Below are 24,557 nucleotides of genomic sequence, written 5' to 3' on the forward strand. Positions count from 1 at the left end.
TCTATGCGACTCCCAGCACGCCTGGAGGTAGTTCGCGCCTTACCACGACAGCGGCGCGGGGATTGGGCGGGGCTATCTGGCCAGCGGCTCCCTTTGCTGGCCCTTTTACGCATTCTTCATCTGCTTCGAAGGAAGCGGTCATAGCATCCGTGCTGGCATCCACGGTCAAACGAACACCCCCGACCAGGTCAGTGGGATGTGAGCGAGCATCAGTGAAAACGCAGTGGGTTGTGCGCGAGCATCCGCAGAAAACCCGGTGGGATGTGAGAGAGCATCGAGGGGAAACGAAAGGCACGACGCCGGTACCCGGGGTGGGATGCGGCGTCGGGCCTTATTTGTGGTCGTGCCTTATTTGTGGAAGCGGCCGCGGAGGTTAGCCGCCGATGATCGGTGATCCGATGAACGGGTCTACTGCCAGCGCGATGAAGAGTAGCGTCAGGTAGCTGATGGAGCCGTGGAAGACCTTCATGGCGCCCTTATTGGAGACGTCGCCACCCTGGGCTCGCTTGTAGAGGGCGTGGCTCTCGTACAGGAACCAGGCCCCAGCAGCGACAGCGGCAATTGTATAGACCCAGCCGGCGCCGCCCACTGGAATCATCAGGAGCGAGCAGGCAACCATTGCCCAGGCGTAAAGGACCACCTGGACGGACACAACTTTGGCCCCTGCAATTGCTCCGAGCATGGGCACCTTGGCGTTGCGGTAGTCCTCGCCGTAGCGCATGGACAGCGGCCAGTAGTGCGGGGGCGTCCATAGGAAGATAACCATGAACAGCACAATGGCAGGCCACTCAACGGTGTTGGTGACCGCGGCCCAGGCGATGAGCACCGGGAAGCAGCCGGCTGCCCCGCCCCAAACGATGTTCTGTGCGGTGCGGCGCTTCAGGATCATGGTGTAGATGACCACGTAGAAAACGATGGCACCCAAGCCAAGCCATGCGGACAACGGATTCGCGCCGAACCACAGGATGGCAATCGACGCGGCGCCGAGAATCCAGGCAAAAACCAAAGCCTCCCGTGGCGATACTTCGCCAGTAACCAGCGGACGCTTCTCAGTGCGGTGCATCAATTTGTCGATGTCGCGGTCGATGTAGCAGTTGAACACGCCGGCGCTGCCTGCAGCGAAGGCACCCCCCACGAGAGTCGCCAGAATCAACCCGATGGACGGGAAGCCGCGCTGGGCAAAGATCATGGTGGGGAGGGTGCTGACCAGGAGCAGCTCGATGACACGGGGCTTGGTGAGAGCCAGATACGCCTTTAACTTGCGGGAGATTCCGATGCTTCCCCGGGCCGGGGACGCGTTGAGGGGCGTATCAGTTGTGCTCACGGCGGCAGTCACTCTGTTCTATGCTCTGGGGTTCTCGCAGCGACTGCAGTCCGGGTTTCCGAGATGGAACCGCAGGCGCATGAACCGCTGGTGGCCTCCAGATATCATACCGTGGCCGGAAGTGCGTCCATGTCCGCAAAATACGCGAATGTTTCGGAAAGTTCACTCCGTGGCGGCGCCATCGTGATTCATATAAGGGAATTTCTGTCCAGTTAGTGGGATTCCCTGAGTTTCAGGACACGTTTGGGGCTAAGCTGTTGAGCAGATCAGCACACGTTGACAATCCGGGAAACCGTATTCTCGGAGGAGCCGTGCGTCTGGATGAAGGATCAACGTTTCAATGGTGAACGGCTGGTAGACACATTGCAGCGGGCGCCATCCTGTGCTTCCTGCGTGCCGTGTCCTTACGCCTGCCGTCAGCACAGAGAGGGGCTCGGTTTTCGTGCCACATTTGGAAGAGCAAGAACTGTCATGGACCGATCTGGACCGGAAGGCTGTTGACACCGTTCGCGTGTTGGCTGCTGACGCTGTGGAGAAGGTTGGAAATGGCCACCCCGGCACGGCTATGAGCTTGGCGCCGGCAGCGTACCTGCTGTTCCAGAAGCTGATGCGCCATGACCCGAAGAACCCTGATTGGATTGGGCGTGACCGGTTCGTCCTGTCCCCCGGTCACACGTCACTGACTCTTTACATCCAGCTGTTCCTGTCCGGTTATGGACTGGAATTGAAGGACCTTGAGGCACTGCGTACCTGGGGTTCGCTGACCCCTGGCCACCCCGAGTACAAGCACACCGCTGGTGTGGAGATCACTACCGGCCCGTTGGGCCAGGGCTTGGCTTCGGCTGTTGGTTTCGCTTACTCCCAGCGCCGCCAGCGTGGATTGTTCGACGCCGATGCTCCCGCCGGTGAATCACCGTTTGACCACACGATCTGGGTTATCGCTTCCGACGGCGACCTGCAGGAAGGCGTGACGTCCGAGGCGTCCTCGCTGGCCGGCCATCAGGAACTGGGCAACCTCGTGGTGATCTATGACGAGAACCACATTTCCATTGAAGATGACACCGACGTCGCGTTCACCGAAGATGTCCTGAAGCGCTACGAAGCTTATGGATGGCACACCCAGCGTGTGGACTGGACCAAGACCGGGGAGTACGTCGAGGACGTCCAGGAACTCTACGCAGCATTGCTGGCTGCGAAGGCTGAGACGAACAAGCCGTCCATCATTTCGCTGCGGACCATCATCGGCTACCCGGCCCCGAAGAAGCAGAACACGGGCAAGATCCACGGCTCGGCCTTGGGTGCCGAGGAAGTCGCAGCACTGAAGACCGTGCTCGGTTTCGATCCTGCGAAGTCCTTCGATGTTGACGAAGAGGTCCTGGCATACGCCCGCAAGGTCCTGGACCGTGGCGCCGAGTCCCGCGCTGCCTGGCAGTCCTCGTTCGAGTCCTGGCAGTCAGCCAACCCGGACGCTGCTGCCCTGTTGGAGCGCGTTGAGGCCAAGAAGCTTCCCGTGGGCATCGACGCGGCACTGCCGGTGTTCGAAGCCGGCAAGGATGTTTCCACCCGTGCAGCATCGGGCAAGGTCCTGAACGCCATCGGCCCGGTCCTTCCCGAGCTGTGGGGCGGTTCCGCCGACCTCGCCGAGTCCAACAACACCACGATTGAAGGCTCGCCCTCGTTCATTCCCACCTCGCGCTCCACTGACGCGTGGAAGGGCAATCCGTACGGACGGGTCCTGCACTTCGGTATCCGAGAGCACGCGGCTGCGTCGATCGTGAACGGCATCTCCCTGCACGGACGCACCCGTGCGTTCTCGGGCACGTTCCTGATCTTCTCGGATTACCAGCGCCCGGCCATCCGCCTCGGCGCGTTGATGGGTGTGCCGTCCCTGTACGTGTGGACGCACGACTCCATCGGCCTGGGCGAAGACGGTCCCACCCACCAGCCCGTGGAGCAACTCGCTTCGCTGCGCGCCATCCCGGGCCTGGACGTGGTCCGCCCCGGTGACGCGAACGAGGTCTCGGCAGCGTGGAAGACGATGCTGGAGAACCACGAGAACCCGGCCGGCATTGTCCTGACCCGCCAGAACATCCCCACCTACGCCCGCGGCGAAGGCACCGCAGAAGGTGACACCTTCGGTTCCACCGCTGGTGTGGCCAAGGGCGGTTACGTCCTGGCTGAGGCTTCCAAGGACGGCGAAACCGTTGACGCGCAGGTCATCCTGATCGGCACGGGCTCCGAGGTCCAGCTCGCCGTCGCGGCCCGCGAAGCGCTCCAGGCTGAAGGCATCGCCACCCGCGTTGTTTCCATGCCGTGCGTGGAATGGTTCAACAAGCAGGACGAGGCCTACCGTGAGTCCGTGCTCCCCGCCGAGGTGAAGGCACGCGTTTCCGTCGAAGCCGGCCTCGCCCTGGGATGGCGCGAATTCGTCGGTGACGCCGGACGTTCGGTCTCACTTGAGCACTTCGGTGCCTCGGCAGACTACAAGCGGTTGTTCCAGGAATTCGGCATCACTGCCGAAGCCGTCGCCGCCGCTGCAAAAGACTCCCTCGCAGGCCTGAGCGCCTGATACCTCTATCAAGGAGAAAACAATGACCAGCACCCCCACGCAGCAACTCTCCGACGCCGGCGTTTCCATCTGGCTCGATGACCTTTCCCGCAACCGCCTCGAAACGGGGACGTTGCAGAAGCTCATCGACGAAAAGAACGTCGTTGGTGTCACCACCAACCCCTCCATCTTCCACGCCGCCATCACCACCGGCACGGACTACGACGCCACCATCGCAGCCAAGGCCGAAGCCGGTGCCAGCGTCGAAGAGACCATCTTCGAGATCACCACCACGGACGTCGCCGACGCCTGCGACCTCTTCGCACCGATCGCTGCCGCGACCAACGGCGTGGACGGTCGCGTGTCCATCGAGGTGGATCCGCGCCTGGCATGGGACACCCAGGCCACGATCGCCGAGGCCAAGCACCTGCACGGCAAGGTCAACAAGGACAACGTCCACATCAAGATCCCGGCAACCCTGGAAGGCCTGGAAGCCATCACGGCAACCCTGGCCGAAGGCATCAGCGTCAACGTGACCCTGATCTTCTCCCTGGAGCGCTACCGCGCCGTCATCAACGCCTTCCAGTCCGGCCTGGAACAGGCCAAGGACAACGGCCATGACCTCTCCAAGATCCACTCCGTGGCATCCTTCTTCGTTTCCCGCGTGGACACCGAGATCGACAAGCGCCTGGATGCCATCGGCACCGACGAAGCCAAGGCCCTCAAGGGCAAGGCCGGCGTCGCCAACGCACGCCTGGCCTACCAGGTCTACGAAGAACTGTTCTCCACCGAACGCTGGGCCTTGCTCGCAGAAGCCGGCGCCCTCCCCCAGCGTCCGCTCTGGGCCTCCACCGGCGTCAAGGACCCGGCCTACCCCGACACCCTGTACGTCACCGAACTCGTCGCCCCCGGCGTGGTCAACACCATGCCGGAAAAAACCCTCGACGCAACGTTCGACCACGGCGTAGTCACCGGAGACACCATCACCGGCACCTACGCAGAAGCGAACCAGACCCTCGACGCACTCGAAGCACTCGGCGTTTCCTACAACGACGTCGTAGCCGTGCTTGAGTCCGAAGGTCTCGAGAAGTTCGTGGCCAGCTGGAAGGAACTCCTGGCCGACGTAGAAGGCGCCCTCGCCACCGCACGGAAGGCTTCCTAACCAACCATGAGCACAATCAGCTACGACGCCAGCGGTGCCGCGCAGCAGGCCATCGCCCAGAACATCACCAGCCTGGTAGACGACAAGGTCGCCACGAGGATTTTCGCCAAAGACCACACGCTGTGGGGTCCAGAAGCGGAGTCCGAGTCGGCCATCCGTCTGGGCTGGGTTGAGGCTGCCGCCGTATCGCAACCTTTGGTGGAGAGCATTCTCGAACTTCGCGATGCTCTCCGCGCCGAGGGCGTCTCCCGTATTGTCCTCTGTGGCATGGGTGGCTCCTCCTTGGCTCCCGAGGTCATCGCCGGCACCGCCGGCGTCGAGCTGACTGTGCTGGACAGCACAGATCCTGAGCAGGTCAGCGCTGCTTTGACGGACCGGTTGGCGGCGACTGCAATCGTCGTGTCCTCTAAGTCCGGTTCAACTGTTGAGACCGATTCCCAGCGCAGGGTTTTCGAGAAAGCGTTCAAGGACGCCGGTGTCGATGCCAAGAGTCGAATCATTATCGTGACGGACCCGGGTTCTCCGCTGGACAAGGCATCCCGCGAAGCCGGCTACCGTGCAGTCTTCAACGCCGACCCGAACGTCGGCGGCCGGTTCTCCGCCCTTACCGCGTTCGGCCTGGTCCCGTGTGGCCTGGCCGGTGTGGATATCCAATCTTTCCTGGACGAGGCAGAGGAAGCGGCAGAAATCCTCAATGAGGATTCCGAGGACAACATTGGTCTTGCCTTGGGCATCGCCCTGGGCGGCACCAATCCTCTGCGCAACAAGATCGTCATCGCCGAGGACGGTTCCGGCATTGTGGGCTTCGCTGATTGGGCCGAGCAGCTCATCGCGGAGTCCACGGGCAAGCTCGGCACGGGTGTGCTGCCTGTTGTCGCGGGCCCGGATTCCCCCGAGGCTCTTGGCGGCGCTGAGGACGTCCTGGTGGTCCGGCTGGTCAGTGCGGACGCCGACGTCGAACTTCGTGAAAACGAAGTCGCCATCGCAGGTGGCCTGGCTTCCCAGATGTTCCTTTGGGAATTCGCGACCGCCGTTGCAGGCCGGCTCCTGGGCATCAACCCGTTTGACCAGCCCGACGTCGAGGCTGCCAAAGTGGCCGCGCGCGGTCTGCTGGATGCCCGGCCTGAGCCCACTCCGGCCGCGTTCACCGACGGCGTCGTGGAAGTACGCGGCGGCGATTGGCTCGGTAGCGCTTCCACGGCAGCCGAGGCCGTCCAGGCACTTCTGGCCCAGCTCGGCTCTGACGGTTACCTGAGCGTCCAGGCTTACCTGGACCGCATCTCCCATGCACCCCTTGAAGGCATCCGTGACGAACTCGCCGCTGTTTCCGGCCGTCCGGTGACGTTCGGCTGGGGCCCTCGGTTCCTGCATTCCACGGGACAGTTCCACAAGGGCGGCCCGGCTATTGGTGTGTTCCTTCAGATCACCGCAGCATCGTCTTTGGACCTGGAAATTCCTGACCGCCCCTTCACGTTCGGGGAGCTCATTGCTGCACAGGCCTCGGGCGATGCCCAGGTCCTGGAAGGCCATGGCCGTCCCGTGTTGCGCCTGCACCTCACCGAACGTGCTGCCGGCGTAGCCCAGCTCAAGGAAGTCGTCGCTGCACTGGCCGGCCAGGCCAGCGCGCTCGAAAGCTAAGGCACAAAACCAAACATGCCAGAAACTGAAAACGGCAGGAAGAACGCCGGCCTGCGGAACCCCTTGCGGGATCCGCGGGACCGGCGCCTGAACCGCATCGCCGGGCCGTCCTCGTTGGTGTTCTTCGGAGTCACCGGCGACCTCGCCCGTAAGAAACTCATGCCGGCCGTCTATGACCTTGCCAACCGCGGCCTGCTTCCGCCCAGCTTTGCCCTGGTGGGATTCGGACGCCGTGAGTGGGACAACGCAGACTTCGCGGCGGAGGTGAAAGAGAACGTCAAGGCCCATGCGAGGACCAAGTTTGATGAGGCCGTCTGGGAACAGTTGGCTTCGGGTATTCGCTTTGTCCAGGGCGAGTTCGACGACGACGACGCCTTTGAGCGCCTCGGTGACGTCCTGGAGGAACTGGACGAGACCCGTGGCACGCGTGGCAACCACGGGTTCTACCTCTCTATCCCGCCCAAGGCGTTCGAGCAGGTCTGTCGCCAGCTGTCCAAGCATGGCCTGGCCCAGGCGAAGCCCGGGCAATGGCGCCGGGTGGTCATCGAAAAGCCGTTCGGTCACGACCTCGAGTCAGCCCGTCAGCTCAACGACATCGTCGAGTCAGTGTTCCCGCCGGATGCCGTGTTCCGGATTGACCATTACCTGGGCAAGGAAACGGTCCAGAACATCCTGGCCCTGCGCTTTGCAAACCAGCTGTTCGAACCTCTCTGGAATGCCAACTACGTTGACCACGTCCAGATCACCATGGCCGAGGACATCGGTACCGGCGGCCGTGCCGGCTACTACGACGGCGTGGGCGCGGCCCGTGACGTGATCCAGAACCACCTGCTGCAGCTCCTGGCCTTGACGGCAATGGAAGAGCCTATTTCCTTCAACGCCGATGACCTGCGTGCCGAGAAGGAAAAAGTCCTCGCGGCCGTCAAGCTGCCCGATGATTTATCCACGCATTCCGCCCGGGGACAATTTACCGGTGGCTGGCAGGGCGGCGAGGAGGTACTCGGTTACCTGGACGAGGACGGCATTCCTGCTGATTCCAAGACCGAAACCTATGCCGCGATCCGTGTGGACATTAACACCCGCCGCTGGGCCGGGGTTCCGTTCTATCTGCGTGCCGGAAAGCGCCTGGGCCGCCGCGTGACCGAAATCGCGGTTGTCTTCAAGCGTGCACCCAACCTGCTGTTCCGCGATCACAACGATGACGACTTCGGTCAGAACGCCGTAGTTATTCGTGTCCAGCCTGACGAGGGCGCAACGATCCGTTTCGGTTCCAAGGTGCCGGGCACGCAAATGGAGGTCCGCGACGTCACGATGGACTTCGGCTACGGCCACTCGTTTACCGAATCCAGTCCCGAAGCCTACGAACGGCTCATCCTGGACGTACTCCTGGGCGAACCGCCGCTCTTCCCGCGCCACCAGGAAGTTGAGCTGTCCTGGAAGATCCTGGACCCGTTCGAAGAGTACTGGGCGGGCCTGGAAGAACAACCGCAACCGTACGCACCCGGTAGCTGGGGACCGGCTTCGGCCGATGAACTCCTTGCCCGTGATGGACGAACCTGGAGAAGGCCATGATCGTAGATCTTCCCGACACAACCACCTCCAAGATCTCCAAGAAGATCATGTCGCTGCGGGAACAGGGCGGCGTGATCGCCCTGGGCCGGGTGCTGACCTTGGTGGTTGTCACGAAGTCCGGGCAGGAAGAAGACGCCATCGAGGCGGCCAACGAGGCCAGCCGCGAACACCCCTGCCGCATCATCGTGCTTGCCGATGCCGGGGCAGAAGCACCGGACCGCCTCGACGCGCAGATCCGCGTTGGCGGCGACGCCGGTGCTTCCGAAGTCATCGTGCTCCGGGGGTTCGGCCACATGGCCCACGAAAGCGAGTCCCTGGTATCAGGCCTCCTGCTTCCGGACGCACCGATTGTGGCCTGGTGGCCCCACGGCGCACCGGAAAGCGCCTGCGAGACGTCCATCGGGCGTATTGCGCACCGTCGCATCACGGACTCCGCGAACGAGCCCGACCCCGCCCTGGCACTGGAGAACATTCGCCGGACTTACAAGGCAGGCGACACGGATCTCGCATGGACCCGTCTGACGAACTGGCGCATGCAGCTTGCTGCCGTGTTCGACCAGGTGGACGGGGACCCCGTCTCGGCCGTAGCGGTGGAAGGTGCTTCGGACTCTCCCAGCACTCTGCTCCTGGCAGCCTGGTTGAGCCTTGCCCTGCAAGCGCCTGTGACGATCGTTGCCGATCCGGCTGGTACCGGAATCCGCCGCGTCCGCATGACGCGTGCCAGCGGTGACGTCCAGCTTTTCCGCCCGGGATTGTCCGTGGCCGAGCTAACGCAGCCGGGTCAGCCTGCACAGCGCATCACCCTCCCCCGACGCAGCCTGAAGGATTGCCTCGCCGAAGAACTCCGTCGGCTGGACCCCGACGAAGTCTTCGGAGAAGTGATTACGATGGGACTGCCATTAACCAGTCAGAGGAGAGTCCAGACCAGTGCACGCTGATCCCAGAGTAAGTATCCACCCCGATTCCAAGGTGCTCATGGCGGCTATTGCGGCGCGCCTTATCACCAAGCTTGTGGATGTCCAGGACAAGCACGGTGAGGCCACGGTGGTCCTGACCGGAGGAACTGTCGGGATCGGTACCCTGAAGGCGGTGGCGGATTCTGCCGCGGCACCAGCTGTCGACTGGTCAAAGGTGAATTTCTGGTGGGGGGATGAGCGTTTTGTTGCAGCAGACAGCGATGACCGCAACACCCGCCAGGCACACCAGGCTTTGCTCGCCCACCTGCCGGTTGACCCTGCCCGGGTCCATGAGCCCGGTTCTTCGGACGAATTCGCATCGGCTGATGATGCTGCGGCTGACTATGCCGACAGGCTGAAGGCAGCAGCTGAGGCAGAGCATGCAGCTGACATGTCCGATACCCGTCCGGAGGAGCCCGGCGTCCTTCCGCGTTTCGACGTACTCCTGCTCGGTGTAGGTCCTGACGCGCACGTCGCTTCCCTCTTCCCGGAACAGGCCGCCATCAGGGAGAAGAACCGTACAGTGGTGGGTGTTGAAAACTCGCCCAAGCCGCCGCCGTCCCGCATCTCCTTGACTTTGCCTGCCATCAACACGGCGCAGGAAATCTGGATGGTGGTAGCGGGCGAAGACAAGGCCGGCGCTGTGGGCCTTGCCTTGGCAGGGGCCAACCCTGTTCAGGTTCCCGCAGCAGGCCCGGTTGGGCGTTCAAGGACCCTTTGGCTCATCGACGAGAACGCGGCGTCACGTGTCCCCCAGCAGTTGGTCCGGAAGGACCCCGCGGGCGCGTAACCGCTCCAACGCTCCGGCCAGGACGATTTCGGCGTCCTGGCTGGAGCGTCTTTCTTTAACGTAATCCAAGTGCGACTTGAAGAGGTCATCTTCCGGCCGGGTTTCCGTAACCTGGCCTGGGTCTCTCGATGCAAGGAGGCCGCACTTGGGACAGTCCCAGTTCTTGGGTATTTGTTCGTCCGGCAGCTTAAGGAAAACAAGCCGCGTCTCGTGTCCCTTGGCGCACCAATACGGGACACGAATACGCGGCAGTTGTTCTCCATCGCCGTGGTCGCTTTGATGTCGAGGAGCAGTTCCGAGTGCTACACCAACGCGGGTGCCCCGGTAACCAGGCGTGCCATGAACCATTTTCGAACCCCTAGCGACTCGGTAGTTGGCCGTCACGGCCCGTAGGCCTTACGGCCAACAGGCCCAGTCTAATGCGAGGGGTACGACGGCGGCACTGGTGTTTGGTGCCGAATGGTTCCGGAATTCTGGGAAGGCTCCCTTGCAGGAGCCTTCCCGCGCGAACTATTAGGAATCGCCACCTGAGGTGAAGCGCATGATCAGGCCCAGGCCGATGATGACGACTCCCCACGTCACGCCAAGAATGATGGTGAAGCGGTTCAGGTTCCGCTCAGCGACGCCGGAAGAGCTCAATCCGGAGCTCATTCCTCCACCGAACATGTCGGACAAACCGCCTCCACGTCCTTTGTGGAGAAGAATGAGCAGCGTCAGCAGAAGGCTGGTTACGCCCAGCAGGATCTGCAGGATGACATGAAGAACGTCCACGACGGCCTTTCGAAGAAGCGGAAAACGGGAGCCGGACTAGTCCGTGACGAGGTGGCTCTCGAACCTGACAATGTTAGCAAACTCAGCTGGGTCCAAACTGGCGCCACCCACAAGCAGGCCATCAACGTCGTTTTCTGCCATGATGGCGGCAGCGTTGTTGGCCTTGACCGAGCCACCGTACAGAAGGCGCGTCTTTTCAGCCACGCCCTCGTCGAAGAGCTTGGCAAGTTCGGCGCGGATGGCAGCACACATTTCCTGTGCATCGTCCGGACCTGCAACTTCACCGGTTCCGATAGCCCACACGGGCTCATAGGCGACAACGAGCTCAGCGGCCTGTTCCGGAGTGAGGCCTTCGACACCGGCGCGCAACTGGGCCAGCGTGTGCTCCACGTGCGTGCCTGCCTGACGAATTTCGAGGCCCTCACCCACACAAAGGACCGGTGTGACACCGTGGCGGAACGCAGCTTTGACCTTTGCATTCAGGACATCGTCGGACTCGTTGTGAATGGTCCGGCGTTCACTGTGCCCTACCAAAACGTATGCGCAGCCCAGCTTGCTCAGGAACTGGCCGGAGATGTCACCGGTATAGGCGCCAGAGTCGAACTGGGACAGGTCCTGGCCGCCGTAAACAACGTCGAGTTCGTCGCCCTGTACGAGCGTCTGCACCCCGCGGAGATCGGTAAACGGCGGAAAGACGGCAACCTCTACGCGGTTGTAATCGTGCTTTGCGTCCGAGAGGGTCCAGACGAGCTTCTGTAGCAAAGTGATGCCCTGGACGTGGTCCATGTTCATCTTCCAGTTGCCTGCGATGAAGGGCTTTCGGACAAAGTTGCCGTTGGCAGAGGTAGTCACATGAACTCCAAGAATGCGTTGATAAATGGAACAGCCGGCAGGACGCGTGGGCGTCCTGCCGGCCGGATTGCTGTTTAGCGGTCCAGGACGCTGAGGCCCGGAAGTTCCTTGCCTTCAAGATATTCCAGGCTGGCCCCGCCACCGGTGGAGATGTGGCCAAACTGGGAATCCTCGAAGCCGAGGGTCCTTACTGCTGCGGCGGAGTCGCCACCACCGACAACCGTGAAGGCCACAGTGTCAGTCAGGGCCTGTGCGATGGCCCGCGTGCCGCTGGAGAATGCCTCGAATTCGAAAACGCCCATGGGGCCGTTCCAGAAGACGGTCTTGGCTCCTTCGATCTGCGCCGCAAAAGCAGACGCGGATTCGGGCCCAATGTCCAAGCCAATGCCGGAGGCACCAAAGGAGCTTTCCTCGATGGCATCCGCGCGGACTACTTCATGCTCGGCATCCGCTGCGAAGCGGCTGGCGACCACGACGTCCGTGGGAATCACGAAAGACGTACCGGCGTCCGCAGCGCGCTTCAGGTAGTCCTGCACTACAGGAATCTGGTCTTCCTCAAGGAGGCTGCCAGCTACCTTGTGGCCTTCGGCGGCGAGGAAGGTGAATAGCATGCCGCCACCGACCAGGATGGTGTCTGCCTTGCCAAGGAGGTTGTCGATGACCGCCAGCTTGTCCGAGACTTTGGAACCGCCCAGGACGACGACGTAAGGCCGCTGGGTGTCGGCCGTGAGCTTCCGCAGAACCTCCACCTCGGTGTGCACGAGGTCGCCGAGGTAGGACGGCAGCCGGGTTGCGACGTCGTAGACGCTGGCGTGCTTGCGGTGGACCGCGCCGAAGGCGTCGTCCACGAACGCGCCGTTGTCACCCGTCAGGGCAACCAGCTCGTCAGCGAATGCGCCACGCTCGGCGTCGTCCTTGCTGGTCTCGCGGGCATCGAAACGCACGTTTTCCAGGATGAGTATTTCGCCATCCTGCAATGCAGCTGCCAATTCCTTGGCGGAGCCGCCAACGGTATCTGCAGCCAATTGGACGTTGAAGTCCGCAAGTTCCGCCAGGCGGGCCGCTGCGGGCTTCAATGAGTACTTTTCCTCAGGGGCCCCCTTGGGGCGGCCGAGGTGGGCGGTTACGAGCACACGGGCACCGGCGTCCGAGAGCTTCTTAAGGACCGGGAGGGAGGCCTTGATGCGGCCGTCGTCGGTCACTGTAGAGCCGTCGAGCGGCACATTCAGGTCACTTCTGACCAGAATGTACCGCCCGCGGACACCTTCAGCGATGAGTTCGTTGAGGGTGTGAGATGTCATGTGTCTACCCTAGCCCAGCTTGGATGCGACGAGCTCCGTGAGGTCGACGAGGCGGTTCGAGTAGCCCCACTCGTTGTCATACCAGGAAACAACCTTGACCTGGTTGCCGATCACCTTGGTCAGGCCGGAGTCGAAGATCGACGAAGCGGGGTCGCCAACGATATCCGAGGAGACGATGGGAGCATCGGTGTAGCTCAGGATTCCGGCAAACTGATCGGACTCAGCAGCGGCCTTGACCGCGGCATTGACTTCCTGGACCGTGACTTCGCGGGAAACAGTGACCGTGAGGTCCGTTGCGGAACCGGTGGGGACGGGGACGCGGATTGCATAGCCATCCAGCTTGCCCTTGAGCTCCGGCAGGACCAGGCCGATGGCCTTTGCGGCACCGGTGGAGGTGGGGACCATGTTGATAGCGGCAGCGCGGGCACGGCGGAGGTCTCCGTGGGGGCCGTCCTGCAGGTTCTGGTCAGCCGTGTAGGCGTGAACCGTGGTCATCAGGCCACGCTCGATGCCGAAGGCGTCGTTGACAACCTTGGCCAGCGGGCCCAGGCAGTTGGTGGTGCAGGATGCGTTGGAAATGATGTGGTGCGCCGCGGGATCGTAGAGCTCGTGGTTCACACCCATGACGATGGTGATGTCTTCGTCGCTGGCAGGAGCCGAGATGAGGACCTTCTTGGCGCCGGCGTCGATGTGCTTCTGCGCAGCTGCTGCCTTGGTGAAGAACCCAGTGGACTCGATGACGATGTCCACGCCGAGCTCGGCCCAGGGAAGGTTTGCGGGATCGCGTTCAGCAAGGACCGTGATGGACTCGCCGTTAACAACCAGGTTGCCCTCTTTGACTTCCACGGACTGGGTCAGACGGCCACCGACGGAGTCGTACTTCAGGAGGTGGGCGAGGGTCTCAGGGCTGGTGAGGTCGTTGACTGCGACGATCTCAAGGTCTGCGCCCTGGGCCAGTGCTGCGCGGAAGTAGTTACGGCCGATGCGGCCGAAGCCGTTGATACCAATACGGGTGGTCACTATGTGTCAATCTCCTTGGTGCTCTTGCAAGCACGCCTAGTGAGTCGGATCAATATTTCCAACTAACAGACCCCGCACGTCATTGGGCAGAGGTGATTATCAGATCGGAGGGCGACCAGCCACGTTGCTGAAGGCTAACCGCCTTCCGTGACCCATCTTACGTTTAACTAAGCCTGCCCCCGCAACTGCGGGGGCAGGCTTTCCAGCATTTGGTCCCATTTCAGCGTTAATGTGACTTTTGTTACATCAACGTGAATCGGGCCTCACCAGCTACAGGACGATGAGGCCCGTAGCGTTGGCGCGGGCTGCTTCGAAGCGCTTGGCGACATCTGCCCAGTTGGCGATGTTCCAGAACGCCTTGACGTAGTCAGCCTTGACGTTGACGTAGTCCAGGTAGAACGCGTGCTCCCACATGTCCAGCATGAGCAGCGGAGTGGTGCCAACGGCGACGTTGCCCTGCTGATCGTAGAGCTGCTCGATGACCAGGTTGCCACCGATGGGCTCGTACGCCAGGAAGGCCCAACCGGAACCCTGCAGACCCAGTGCGGCAGCGGTGAACTGGGCACGGAAAGCGTCAAAGGACCCGAAAGCGTCCTCGATGGCGGCTGCGAGTTCGCCTTCAGGCTTGTCGCCGCCGTCCGGGGAGATGTTGTTCCAGAACACGGAGTGGTTGATGTGGCCGCCGGTGTGGAACGCGAGGTCCTTGGAGAGGCGGTTGATGTTGGCGAAGTCACCCGATTCGCGGGCTTCAGCGAGCTGCTTGAGGGCATTGTTGGCGCCTGCAACGTAAGCAGCGTGGTGCTTGCTGTGATGCAGTTCCATGATCTTCGCTGAAATGTGCGGCTCAAGCGCTGCGTAGTCGTAGCCGAGCTCGGGCAGAACGTACTCTGTCACGAAATCCTCCAATGTAATGGACCGAAGTCCGGTTTGGTAACTCTCGTTGTGTTCATCCGGCCGGCAGGCCAGCCGGAAATCCTTGGGGAGGAAGCTTGCTCCTGCCACCAACGGGAACAACCCGCGGCGACCTCGCAGTATTTCCTCCGCGCTCTCGATTCTATGGGCGGGAACTACTCGTCCATCATTTCCGGAGTCACATTTGCTTCAGTACCCGGAATTCCCAGATCCAGCGCGCGTTTATCGGCCATCGCGAGCAAGCGGCGGATCCGGCCGGCAATGGCGTCCTTGGTCATGGGAGGATCGGCAAGGCGGCCCAATTCATCCAGGCTTGCCTGCTTGTGGGCGACCCGGAGTTCCCCTGCGTACTTCAGGTGATCCGGAACATCATCGCCCAGGATTTCAAGTGCGCGGTCCACCCTGGCGCCAGCGGCTACGGCAGCCTGCGCCGAGCGGCGCAGGTTGGCGTCATCAAAGTTGGCCAGCCTGTTGGCAGTAGCCCGGACTTCCTTGCGCATGCGCCGCTCCTCCCAGACCATCAAGGCGTCATGTGCGCCCATCCTGGTAAGGAGCGCGGCGATCGTGTCACCGTCACGGATAACCACGCGGTCAACACCGCGGACTTCGCGGGCCTTGGCCTGAATGCCCAGCCGGCGGGCGGCACCCACCAGTGCCAGCGCGGACTCCGGCCCGGGACAGGTTACTTCCAGGGACGAGGAACGTCCTGGTTCGGTCAGGGATCCATGGGCCAGGAAAGCTCCGCGCCAGACGGCTTCCGCATCGGCCGCAGACCCATTGACGACTACAGAAGGCAGGCCGCGTACCGGGCGGCCGCGACCGTCCAGGAGTCCTGTTTGGCGGGCCAAGGCCTCGCCGTCGCGGACAACGCGCACCACGTAGCGGCTACCGCGGCGCAGGCCACCACCCGAAACCACGATGATCTCGCTCTGGTGTCCGTAAACCTCGGCAATCGCGGCGCGCAGACGCCGCGCCGTGGAGGCCAGGTCCACCTCAGCCTCGATGACGATTCGTCCCGAAATAATATGCAAGCCCCCTGCAAAGCGGAGCATCGCCGAAACCTCAGCTTTACGGACTGAAGATTTCTTGATGTCCAGCCGGGACAGTTCGTCCTTGACCGACGCGGTAAGTGCCATCGCGTGTGTATTCCTAACTGTTCCCGAAAATATCGTGGTACGCCGCTGCCAAGAGCAGTGGATCATGGACGGGGCGGCGCCTCGAAGCCCCTACTCTACCCAACACCACTTCCGCGCCGATCATCCCCGCAGCTTTCTCAAAAGCCTTCAGGTCCTGGATCGCGGCGGGGTCGGCGAGGACGACGTCGACGCTGAACTCCGGCGCGTAGCGTCGCAGGACATCCAAATGGTCGGCCGCTGTCATGCCGGACGTTTCCTTGGTTTCGACGTCAAGATTCATGGTGAGGCAGCGTTTGGCCGCAGTATCGCCAAGGGCCTGCCGAAGCTCGGGGAGCAACAAATGGGGCAATACCGAGGTGTACCAGGACCCTGGTCCGAGGATGACCCAATCGGCGAGCTCGATCGCAGTGAGCGCCTCAGTGCAGGCTCGGGCGTCCTCGGGCAGCAGCCGCACTTCCTCGAGTTTTCCGGCAACCGCGCACTTCGCCTGTCCGCTGACGGTCTGCAGTTCATGGCCGCCGCCAGGCAGTTCCACCCGGGCTTGGCCCTCGATGGTCAAAGGAACACTGGACATCGGCAGTACCTGACCCCGCGCGCCCAGCAATGCCCCGGCCCATTTGAGGCCGGCCACGGTATCCCCCAGCAGCTCCCAGAGCGTGACGATGAGCAGGTTGCCCATCGCGTGATGGTCCAGGGAACCACCCTTGGCGGTTCCCGCAGCGAAGCGGTGCTGCATGACGTCCCGCCATGTCCGCCCCCAGTCCGTGTCGTCGCACAGCGCACTCAACGCCATCCGCAGGTCACCGGGCGGGAGGACGCCGTACTCGTCCCGTAGGCGCCCGGAGGAGCCGCCGTCGTCAGCTACCGTGACGATCGCCGTCAGCTCCGACGTCAACAAACGAAGTGCCGAGAGCGAAGCCGCCAGGCCGTGCCCGCCGCCGAGGGCAACTACTGAAGGACTCTTGTGTTGCTGGCTGCCCGGAACGCCTTTCGGCGGGATGAGGGGCAACGGTCCTGTAAGGACTCCCATTTACTCACGCCCCAGGTCGCGGTGCGTCGTTGTGACGGTTACGCGCGGATATTGCGCGAGGCGTTTGGAGAGCTCGACGGCGACTGCCACCGAACGGTGCTTGCCACCGGTGCACCCCACAGCCAGGGTGGCGTAATGCTTGTTCTCTTGCCGGTAGCCGTCCAGTACAGGCTCCAAGGCCTTGACGTAACGGTCGACAAACTCCTGGACCCCATCAGCGGAGAGCACGTAGTCACTGACGTCCTCATCCAACCCTGTGTGCGGACGAAGCTGCGGCACCCAGTGCGGGTTGGGAATGAAGCGGGCGTCGGCCACGAAGTTGGCGTCTACGGGCAAGCCATACTTGAATCCAAAACTCATGACATTCAGCCGAAGCGTCACGGGTCCGGTGTCGCTGAACAACTCAGTGATGGCTGTTGCCAGGCCGTGCACATTGAACTCACTAGTGTCCAGGACGACGTCAGCATGCTCCCGCAGTTCGCGCAGGACCTCACGCTCTATGCCGATTCCGTCCAGGATCCGGCCGCCGCCCTGAAGTGGATGCGGACGCCGGCCTTGTTCGAACCGGCGGACCAGGACTTCATCGCTGGCATCAAGGAACAGTACCCGGAACGTGATGCCAGTGGCGCTCAAGGCGCCCAGGGCAGTCTGGATGTCAGTAAAGAGGTCCTTGCTTCGGACATCCACCACTACGGCCAGTTTGGGGATGGATTTAGGCGCGTGCGAGACGATTTCCGCCAAGGTGCCAAGCATCTGGGGAGGAAGGTTGTCCACAACGTACCAACCGTGGTCCTCCAAGGCGTCCGAAGCGGTACTGCGGCCTGCCCCCGACATGCCGGTAACCACCAGCAGTTCCGCCTCCGCCGGCTTGACGGGCGTTAGTCCGTCCTGCTCCGCGCCGGCTCCTGCCGTTGCCTCATCCATCAGTGGTCCCCGTTTCCTTGGAAGTGGTTGTTACAGCTTGACCGGCGGCATCGCAGTTGCGGCCACCGGTCAAGTTCTTACCCTAGCTAAGATTCGAGGATTTCGCCGGTCGTCATGTTCACCGCAGGAGCGGCTTCACCTGCGTCTTCGCTGGAACCCAGGTGCAGCACGACGGCAGCTGCCAACGCCGGACCGATACCCTTGGCGGAGGTGAGTTCCTCCACACTGGCCGCCCTGATCTTCTTGAGGGAGCCAAAGTGTGCCACCAAAGCCTTGCGTTTGGCTTCCCCCAGGCCCGGAACGCCGTCCAGGGCAGAGACCGTCATGGCCTTGCCGCGCTTTTGCCGATGGAAGGTGATGGCGAAGCGGTGGGCTTCGTCGCGGATGCGCTGGAGCAGGTACAAGCCCTGCGACGTCCGGGGAAGGATCACCGGGAAGTCGCTGTTGGGAAGCCATACCTCTTCAAGGCGCTTCGCCAGGCCGACCACGTAGACGTCGTCGATGCCCAACTCAGCCAAAGCACGCGCTGCAGCATTGACCTGCGGCTGCCCGCCGTCCACAACCACCAGGTTGGGCGGGTACGCGAACTTGGCTTTGGGAGCCGGCATCGTGGGGTCCGACGGCGTCGCTTCAGTTCCGTGCGTAGCCGCGGCGGTGCCCGCACGGGTTGGGTTGATGATTTCGCCGGAGACGGGCACCTGGGCGGCCTTATCGGTGAGGTAGTGGCGGAAGCGGCGCGTCAAGACATCATGCATGGCGGCGGTATCGTCGGCTGCCGCCGCCCCCGTGATGGAGAACTTGCGGTAATCGGACTTCTTGGGCAAACCGTCTTCCACCACCACCATGGACGCCACCACGTTGGTTCCTTGGACGTGCGAAATATCGAAGCATTCGATCCGAAGAAGCGGAACCGGAAGCTCAAGGGCCTCCTGAAGCTCCTGAAGGGCAAGCGAGCGGACGGTGATGTCCCCGGCACGGCGGGTCTTGTGCAGCTTCAGCGCCTGCTCGGCATTCTCCCGGACCGTTGACATCAGCGCAGCCTTGTCACCTCGCTGGGGCACACGGATATCCACCTTTGCCCCGCGGAGCCCGCCCAGCCATTCACTCAACTCGGCATGGTTGCTCGGATTCTCCGGAACGAGTACTTCCCGCGGGATCCGGCCTTGGACCTCGCTGTCTTCCCCGTAGACCTGTTGCAGCAGGTGCTCGATGAGTTCCGGCGTCGTGGCGTCTTCAACTTTCTCCACCACCCAGCCACGCTGTCCACGGACCCGGCCGCCGCGGACGTGGAACACCTGCACGGACGCCTCGAGCTCGTCTTCATGCAGCGCAAAGACGTCGGCGTCCGTATCCTCAGCGAGGACTACGGCGTTGCGTTCGAAGACCTTTCGCAAAGCGATGATGTCGTCCCTGAGCCGTGCTGCGCGCTCATAGTCGAGTTCCGCGACGGCGGCCGACATTTCCTTTTCAAGCCGGTTGATGAAGCGCTTGGCTTCCCCGCCCATGAAGGCACAGAAGTCCTCCGCAAGTTGCCGGTGCTCCTCCGGCGTCACCCGGCCGACACAGGGTGCTGCGCATTTGTCGATGTAGCCAAGAAGGCAAGGCCGCCCACTGGCTTGTGCGCGCTTGAAGACGCCCGCGCTGCAGCTGCGGACCGGGAACACGCGAAGGAGGGTATCCATGGTTTCGCGGATAGCGCCCGCCGTGTAGGGGCCAAAATACCTGGTGCCCTTCTTGCGTTCGCCACGCATGACCTGCACCCTGGGGTACTTCTCCCCCATGGTGACGGCCAGATAGGGATAAGTCTTGTCGTCCCGGAAGACCACGTTGAAACGCGGCTTGAATTCCTTGATCCAGGTGTACTCCAGCTGTAGCGACTCCAGCTCGCTGGCCACAACGGTCCACTCCACGCTGCTCGCGGCATGGACCATGGCATGCGTCTTGGGTAGAAGCCCGGACGGGTTCGCAAAGTAGGAATTCAGCCTGGAACGGAGGTTCTTGGCCTTGCCCACGTAAATAACGCGGCCGTGCGGGTCGCGGAAACGGTAGACGCCCGGGGTGGTGGGAATTTCACCCGTCTGGGGCCGGTAACTTGCTGGATTTGCCACGATTCCAGTCTAGTGAACAGGACAGACAGCCTACGCCACGGGGCTCAGTCCACCGACTTGCTTTGGTTGTAGCTTGAGGACCGTTCCTGTCCGCTGAGGGCAGCTATGGCGTCCATGATCTTGTCCGTCACCTGGCGGCGTGCGGGAAGGGAATGGTCCGGGCCTGTCTTGTCGAAGTAGAGCGGCTCGCCGACCTTCATGGTGAAGTGCTGGGGGCGGACGGCGTTCTTGTCCGCCGGCTGCAGTTTCTCCGTGCCTATCAGTCCCACGGGAATGACGGGTGCGCCCGTGGTGAGCGCCAACCAACCGACGCCGGTGCGGCCGCGATAAAGGATGCCGTCGCGGGACCGGGTGCCCTCCGGGTAAATTCCAATGCCCTTGCCGGACTCCAGGATGTCCAGCAGGGTCTTCAGAGCCTGCACGCTGGCAGCCTGTTCACCGCGTTCCACGGGGATGGAACCGACGGCTTCGAAGAAGGACTTCATCACAGCGCCCTTAACACCTTTGGTGGTGAAGTACTCCGCCTTGGCGAAGAACGCTACTGGGCGAGGCATCAGTGCCTGGACAATCACGCTGTCCAGGAAAGAGAGGTGGTTCGGCGCCACGATGAACGGGCCTTCTTTGGGCACGTTCTCCAGTCCAATGACCGTGGGCCGGCACGTGGTGGAGATCAGTCCACGCGTAGTCCAGCGGATCGCATCAAAGACTGCCATCGTTTTGTACCTCGCTCAGGGCCGCCGCGCGGACAGCGTCAAGTTCTTCAATTTTGGTTCGCAACTCAAGGGCGGTGCCGACCACGGCGACCGCACCGGCTTCCTCCAGCTCGCCGTCCGGAGCGAAGCCCCAGCGAACACCAATGCAATCCAAGCCGTTGGCCATTGCTCCGGCGACGTCCTGGTGCCGGTCCCCCACCATCACAGCAGGCTGGGAGTGCAGATCCGCCAAGGCTGCGCCAACAATCCCGATCTTGCCAGGCGCGGAATTGGCCGCCAGCGATTCGTCGTCGGCAGATCCCCTAATCGACACAAAGAAATCCGCAATACCGTGATGCTCGAGGACAATTCGGGCAATACCTTGAGGCTTCTGGGTTGCAACGGCAACGGCCCGCCCCGTTTCGGCAAAGAATTCAAGGAGATCGAAGATTCCCGGATACAACTTGCTCTGGCCAATACCGGTTTCCCTGTAATGCCGCCGGTAACGGGAAATGGTTTCATCTACCAATTCGGCCGGAACATTCGCTAAATGCAGGAGTGCATCGCTGAGCTTGGGGCCAACCATGGCATTCAGCACGGCCTGTTCCGGAACCGGGAGGTCCATTTCGCGCAGGGCCGCGGATATTCCTCCTGTGATACCGCCGGCTGGATCGACAAGGGTGCCGTCCAGATCGAAAATTACGGGCACCGTTGTTTGAGTCACCGGGTTAGTTTCTCATGAGTAGCGGCATGCCTGAAACTCGCATGCCGCTAACGGAATACTTCTGCCGTGCTGAGGATATTCTTTAGACATCCGGCGAGGCAGCTCGGGACTCTTAGCGCAGAATTTCCGCAAGGAAGGTTGCGGTGTGGCTGTCAGTGGACTTGGCTACCTGCTCAGGTGTGCCTGTTGCGACGATCTTGCCTCCACCTGAACCACCGTTCGGCCCGAGGTCCACGATCCAGTCCGCGGACTTGATGACGTCCAGGTTGTGCTCAATGGTGATCACCGTGTTGCCCTTGTCCACCAGCCCCTGGAGGACCATGAGCAGCTTGCGGATGTCCTCGAAGTGCAGGCCGGTGGTGGGTTCGTCCAGAACGTAGATGCTGCGGCCGTTGGACCTCTTCTGGAGTTCTGCTGCCAACTTCACGCGCTGGGCTTCACCCCCGGACAGGGTTGTGGCCGGCTGGCCCAGCCTGACATAGCCCAGGCCCACGTCCACCAAGGTGTTCAGATGCCGCGCGATGGGGGTGAAGGCAGCAAAGAATTCAGCGCCTTCCTCAATGGGCATGTTAAGGACATCGGCAATCGTCTTTCCCTTGTAATGCACTTCAAGGGTTTCACGGTTATACCGGGCGCCGTGGCATACCTCACAGGGAACGTAGACGTCGGGCAGGAAGTTCATTTCGATCTTCAACGTGCCGTCTCCAGAGCATGCTTCGCAGCGGCCGCCCTTGACGTTGAACGAGAACCGGCCGGGCTGGTAACCGCGGACCTTTGCTTCGGTGGTTTCAGCAAACAGTTTCCGGATGTTGTCGAACACGCCTGTGTACGTTGCCGGGTTGGAGCGCGGTGTGCGCCCGATGGGGCTCTGATCAACGTGGACCACCTTATCCAGGTGCTCCAGTCCATTCACGCTCCGGTGCCGCCCGGCAACCTGCTTGGCGCCATTGAGCTTGTTGGCGAGGACCTTGTAGAGGATCTCGTTCACCAGCGTTGACTTGCCCGAACCGCTGACACCAGTCACTGCCGTAAAGAGCCCCAGCGGGAACGTGGCATCCACATTGTCCAGGTTGTTTTCCCTGGCGCCCACAACCTTCAACTCACGTTTTTTGTCGTACTTGCGGCGCTTGGCCGGGATATCGATCTTGCGGCGGCCTGACAGGTAGTCGCCTGTCAAGGACTCCTTGTTCTCCAGCAGTTCCTTGTATGTACCTGAATGCACCACTTGTCCGCCGTGCTCGCCGGCGCCAGGTCCAATGTCAACCACCCAGTCCGCTTCATGGATGGTGTCCTCGTCATGCTCCACCACGATCAGTGTGTTGCCGAGGTCCCGCAGGCGGGTCAGCGTCTCGATCAAGCGGCGGTTATCGCGCTGGTGCAGGCCGATGGATGGCTCGTCCAGGACGTAGAGGACGCCCACGAGGCCGGAACCAATTTGCGTGGCCAGGCGGATGCGCTGGGCTTCACCGCCGGACAAGGTCCCGGAAGGACGTTCCAGGTTCAAGTATTCAAGTCCCACGTCCAAAAGGAACGTCAAGCGGGCCTGGATTTCCTTCAGGACCTGGTGGGCAATCTGTGCCTCGCGATCGGTCAGGGTCAGGCTACCCAGGAACGACGCACATTCACGCATGGGTAGGGCCGCGACTTCAGCGATCGACTTGCCATTGATCAACACTGACAACGAGGCAGGGTTGAGCCGCGCACCGTTGCACTCGGGGCAGGGAATCTGGCGCATGTACTCTTCGTACCTGTCCCGCGCCCAATCCGAGTCAGTTTCGCCGTGCTTGCGGTGAACATATTGGATGGCGCCCTCAAAGCCGGTGCTGTACTTGCGTTCCCGGCCGAACCGGTTCCGGTACTGGACCACAACCTTGTGGTCCTTGCCATGCAGCACGGTGTTCCGGACATCCTTGGGGAGCTTTTCCCACGAGGTGTCCATGGAGAAGCCGAGCTCGTGGGCCAGGCCCTCCAGGAGGCGGTTCCAGTACTCGGTGGTGGCGGTGCCCAGGGACCATGGAGCGATGGCGCCCTGTGCCAGGGAAAGCTCCGGGTTGGGAACAATCAGTTCCTCGTCCACTTCAAGCCTGGTTCCGATGCCACTGCACGCTGAGCAGGCGCCAAAGGGGTTGTTGAACGAGAAAGAGCGTGGCTCGATTTCATCGATGGCCAGGGGGTGCTCGTTGGGGCAAGCGAGGTTCTCGGAGAAAGCACGGATACGTGCGGGGTCCCCGGCCTCAAGGTCCACGAACTCAATCAGCACCCGGCCTTCTGCCAGGCCCAGGGCAGTTTCAATTGAATCGGTGAGCCGCTGGCTGATGTCTTCCTTGACCACCAAACGGTCCACGACCACCTCTATGGTGTGCTTGAACTGCTTGCCAAGCTTGGGCGGCTCGCTGAGCTGTACGAGTTCACCGTCCACCCGGGTGCGCGAATAGCCTTTGGCCGTCAGTTCCTTGAAGAGGTCAACAAATTCACCCTTGCGCCCGCGAACCACCGGAGCGAGAACCTGGAATCGTGTGCCCTTTTCCAGTTCCAATAGCTGGTCAACGATCTGCTGCGGGGTTTGCCGGGCGATGGGCTCGCCACAAACCGGGCAGTGCGGACGGCCTACGCGCGCCCAGAGCAGACGCATGTAGTCGTAGATTTCCGTGATGGTGCCTACGGTGGAGCGAGGGTTCTTGCTGGTGGATTTCTGGTCGATCGACACCGCCGGCGACAGGCCCTCAATGAAGTCCACATCCGGCTTGTCCACCTGGCCCAGGAACTGGCGGGCATAGGCGGACAACGATTCCACGTAGCGCCGCTGTCCCTCGGCAAAGATCGTATCGAAAGCCAAGGAGGACTTGCCCGAACCTGAGAGGCCCGTGAACACGATCATCGCATCCCGGGGGAGGTCCAGATCTACATTGCGCAGGTTGTGTTCCCGCGCACCCTTGACTACCAGCCGGGACAGGTCCGGCCGGGTGGGCTTGATATCGGAGACGACGGCTACGCTCTTCAGGGCATCGATGGCTGCATCTTCAGCTAAGGCTTTGGGCACCTACCAATGCTAATCGAAAACTTCTTCGAATTTCCATGTCGTGCCTCACATGCTACT

The 24,557-nt window shown here is 62.0% G+C and carries 20 protein-coding genes; 6 read left to right on the forward strand and 14 right to left on the reverse strand.

Annotated features, from left to right (window positions below; all coding sequences use genetic code 11):
• Positions 1 to 373 precede the first annotated feature (373 nt).
• On the reverse strand, positions 374 to 1,336 hold the full coding sequence (locus KSW38_RS15295) for a heme o synthase (protein WP_216925779.1): 963 nt from the start codon (positions 1,334 to 1,336) through the stop codon (positions 374 to 376).
• Positions 1,337 to 1,766: 430 nt separating this feature from the next.
• Between KSW38_RS15295 and tkt the strand changes: the two genes are divergently transcribed.
• Genes tkt through pgl form a run of 6 tightly spaced genes read left to right on the forward strand, consistent with a single transcriptional unit; the run spans position 1,767 to position 9,990 of the window.
• Positions 1,767 to 3,893 (forward strand): transketolase, encoded by a 2,127-nt coding sequence (tkt, locus tag KSW38_RS15300; protein ID WP_308169392.1) that lies wholly within the window; start codon positions 1,767 to 1,769, stop codon positions 3,891 to 3,893.
• A gap of 22 nt (positions 3,894 to 3,915) precedes the next feature.
• The gene (gene tal, locus KSW38_RS15305; RefSeq protein ID WP_216925780.1) at positions 3,916 to 5,034 is read left to right on the forward strand and encodes a transaldolase; all 1,119 of its coding nucleotides are present in this window, start codon (positions 3,916 to 3,918) and stop codon (positions 5,032 to 5,034) included.
• A gap of 6 nt (positions 5,035 to 5,040) precedes the next feature.
• Positions 5,041 to 6,672 carry a glucose-6-phosphate isomerase gene (locus KSW38_RS15310; protein WP_216925781.1) on the forward strand — a complete coding sequence of 544 codons (1,632 nt, stop codon included), beginning with the start codon at positions 5,041 to 5,043 and terminating at the stop codon, positions 6,670 to 6,672.
• Positions 6,673 to 6,687: 15 nt separating this feature from the next.
• Positions 6,688 to 8,244, forward strand: a complete 1,557-nt coding sequence (zwf, locus tag KSW38_RS15315; RefSeq protein ID WP_216925782.1) for a glucose-6-phosphate dehydrogenase — start codon at positions 6,688 to 6,690, stop codon at positions 8,242 to 8,244.
• The gene (locus KSW38_RS15320) at positions 8,241 to 9,182 is read left to right on the forward strand and encodes a glucose-6-phosphate dehydrogenase assembly protein OpcA (protein ID WP_216925783.1); all 942 of its coding nucleotides are present in this window, start codon (positions 8,241 to 8,243) and stop codon (positions 9,180 to 9,182) included. Before zwf ends, KSW38_RS15320 begins: the two co-directional genes overlap by 4 nt.
• Complete coding sequence (pgl, locus tag KSW38_RS15325; RefSeq protein ID WP_216925784.1) at positions 9,172 to 9,990, forward strand: 6-phosphogluconolactonase; 819 nt, start codon at positions 9,172 to 9,174, stop codon at positions 9,988 to 9,990. Before KSW38_RS15320 ends, pgl begins: the two co-directional genes overlap by 11 nt.
• Here pgl and KSW38_RS15330 read toward each other — a convergent pair.
• The 13 genes from KSW38_RS15330 to uvrA form a co-directional block, all read right to left on the reverse strand.
• A complete protein-coding gene (locus tag KSW38_RS15330; protein WP_216925785.1) occupies positions 9,943 to 10,338 on the reverse strand; it encodes an RNA polymerase-binding protein RbpA in 396 nt (131 codons plus the stop codon). The genes pgl and KSW38_RS15330 overlap by 48 nt on opposite strands.
• 165 nt (positions 10,339 to 10,503) lie before the next feature.
• Positions 10,504 to 10,761: a preprotein translocase subunit SecG gene (gene secG, locus KSW38_RS15335; RefSeq protein ID WP_216925786.1), complete on the reverse strand. Its 258-nt coding sequence runs from the start codon at positions 10,759 to 10,761 to the stop codon at positions 10,504 to 10,506.
• Positions 10,762 to 10,797: 36 nt separating this feature from the next.
• Positions 10,798 to 11,613 (reverse strand): triose-phosphate isomerase, encoded by an 816-nt coding sequence (gene tpiA, locus KSW38_RS15340; RefSeq protein ID WP_216925787.1) that lies wholly within the window; start codon positions 11,611 to 11,613, stop codon positions 10,798 to 10,800.
• Positions 11,614 to 11,687: 74 nt separating this feature from the next.
• Complete coding sequence (locus KSW38_RS15345) at positions 11,688 to 12,914, reverse strand: phosphoglycerate kinase (protein ID WP_216925788.1); 1,227 nt, start codon at positions 12,912 to 12,914, stop codon at positions 11,688 to 11,690.
• Positions 12,915 to 12,923: 9 nt separating this feature from the next.
• Positions 12,924 to 13,934 carry a type I glyceraldehyde-3-phosphate dehydrogenase gene (gap, locus tag KSW38_RS15350; RefSeq protein ID WP_216925789.1) on the reverse strand — a complete coding sequence of 337 codons (1,011 nt, stop codon included), beginning with the start codon at positions 13,932 to 13,934 and terminating at the stop codon, positions 12,924 to 12,926.
• A gap of 270 nt (positions 13,935 to 14,204) precedes the next feature.
• Entirely contained in the window at positions 14,205 to 14,828 is a 624-nt protein-coding gene (locus KSW38_RS15355) for a superoxide dismutase (RefSeq protein WP_216925790.1), read from the reverse strand.
• Positions 14,829 to 15,001: 173 nt separating this feature from the next.
• A complete protein-coding gene (gene whiA, locus KSW38_RS15360; RefSeq protein WP_018777554.1) occupies positions 15,002 to 15,982 on the reverse strand; it encodes a DNA-binding protein WhiA in 981 nt (326 codons plus the stop codon).
• 13 nt (positions 15,983 to 15,995) lie between these two features.
• Positions 15,996 to 17,012 carry a gluconeogenesis factor YvcK family protein gene (locus tag KSW38_RS15365; RefSeq protein ID WP_216925791.1) on the reverse strand — a complete coding sequence of 339 codons (1,017 nt, stop codon included), beginning with the start codon at positions 17,010 to 17,012 and terminating at the stop codon, positions 15,996 to 15,998.
• The gene (rapZ, locus tag KSW38_RS15370) at positions 17,013 to 17,936 is read right to left on the reverse strand and encodes an RNase adapter RapZ (RefSeq protein WP_216925792.1); all 924 of its coding nucleotides are present in this window, start codon (positions 17,934 to 17,936) and stop codon (positions 17,013 to 17,015) included.
• An 86-nt stretch (positions 17,937 to 18,022) separates the two neighbouring features.
• Positions 18,023 to 20,044 (reverse strand): excinuclease ABC subunit UvrC, encoded by a 2,022-nt coding sequence (gene uvrC / locus KSW38_RS15375; protein ID WP_216925793.1) that lies wholly within the window; start codon positions 20,042 to 20,044, stop codon positions 18,023 to 18,025.
• Positions 20,045 to 20,088: 44 nt separating this feature from the next.
• Positions 20,089 to 20,757 (reverse strand): lysophospholipid acyltransferase family protein, encoded by a 669-nt coding sequence (locus KSW38_RS15380; RefSeq protein ID WP_216925794.1) that lies wholly within the window; start codon positions 20,755 to 20,757, stop codon positions 20,089 to 20,091.
• Positions 20,744 to 21,460, reverse strand: a complete 717-nt coding sequence (locus KSW38_RS15385; protein WP_216925795.1) for an HAD hydrolase-like protein — start codon at positions 21,458 to 21,460, stop codon at positions 20,744 to 20,746. The genes KSW38_RS15380 and KSW38_RS15385 overlap by 14 nt, the downstream gene beginning before the upstream one ends.
• A gap of 112 nt (positions 21,461 to 21,572) precedes the next feature.
• Positions 21,573 to 24,500, reverse strand: a complete 2,928-nt coding sequence (uvrA, locus tag KSW38_RS15390; protein ID WP_216925796.1) for an excinuclease ABC subunit UvrA — start codon at positions 24,498 to 24,500, stop codon at positions 21,573 to 21,575.
• Between the last annotated feature and the right edge of the window lie 57 nt (positions 24,501 to 24,557).

Source organism: Paenarthrobacter aromaticivorans (assembly GCF_019038615.1).
Taxonomy (GTDB): Bacteria; Actinomycetota; Actinomycetes; order Actinomycetales; family Micrococcaceae; genus Arthrobacter; species Arthrobacter aromaticivorans.

Bases quoted from the DNA above. Each gene is read 5' to 3' on its own strand.
- KSW38_RS15320 (WP_216925783.1), top strand. From the start codon at position 8,241: ATGATCGTAGATCTTCCCGACACAACCACCTCCAAGATCTCCAAGAAG.
- rapZ (WP_216925792.1), bottom strand. From the start codon at position 17,936: ATGGATGAGGCAACGGCAGGAGCCGGCGCGGAGCAGGACGGACTAACG.
- KSW38_RS15330 (WP_216925785.1), bottom strand. From the start codon at position 10,338: ATGGTTCATGGCACGCCTGGTTACCGGGGCACCCGCGTTGGTGTAGCA.
- KSW38_RS15380 (WP_216925794.1), bottom strand. From the start codon at position 20,757: ATGGCAGTCTTTGATGCGATCCGCTGGACTACGCGTGGACTGATCTCC.
- KSW38_RS15365 (WP_216925791.1), bottom strand. From the start codon at position 17,012: ATGGGAGTCCTTACAGGACCGTTGCCCCTCATCCCGCCGAAAGGCGTT.
- KSW38_RS15345 (WP_216925788.1), bottom strand. From the start codon at position 12,914: ATGACATCTCACACCCTCAACGAACTCATCGCTGAAGGTGTCCGCGGG.
- whiA (WP_018777554.1), bottom strand. From the start codon at position 15,982: ATGGCACTTACCGCGTCGGTCAAGGACGAACTGTCCCGGCTGGACATC.
- zwf (WP_216925782.1), top strand. From the start codon at position 6,688: ATGCCAGAAACTGAAAACGGCAGGAAGAACGCCGGCCTGCGGAACCCC.
- tal (WP_216925780.1), top strand. From the start codon at position 3,916: ATGACCAGCACCCCCACGCAGCAACTCTCCGACGCCGGCGTTTCCATC.
- KSW38_RS15310 (WP_216925781.1), top strand. From the start codon at position 5,041: ATGAGCACAATCAGCTACGACGCCAGCGGTGCCGCGCAGCAGGCCATC.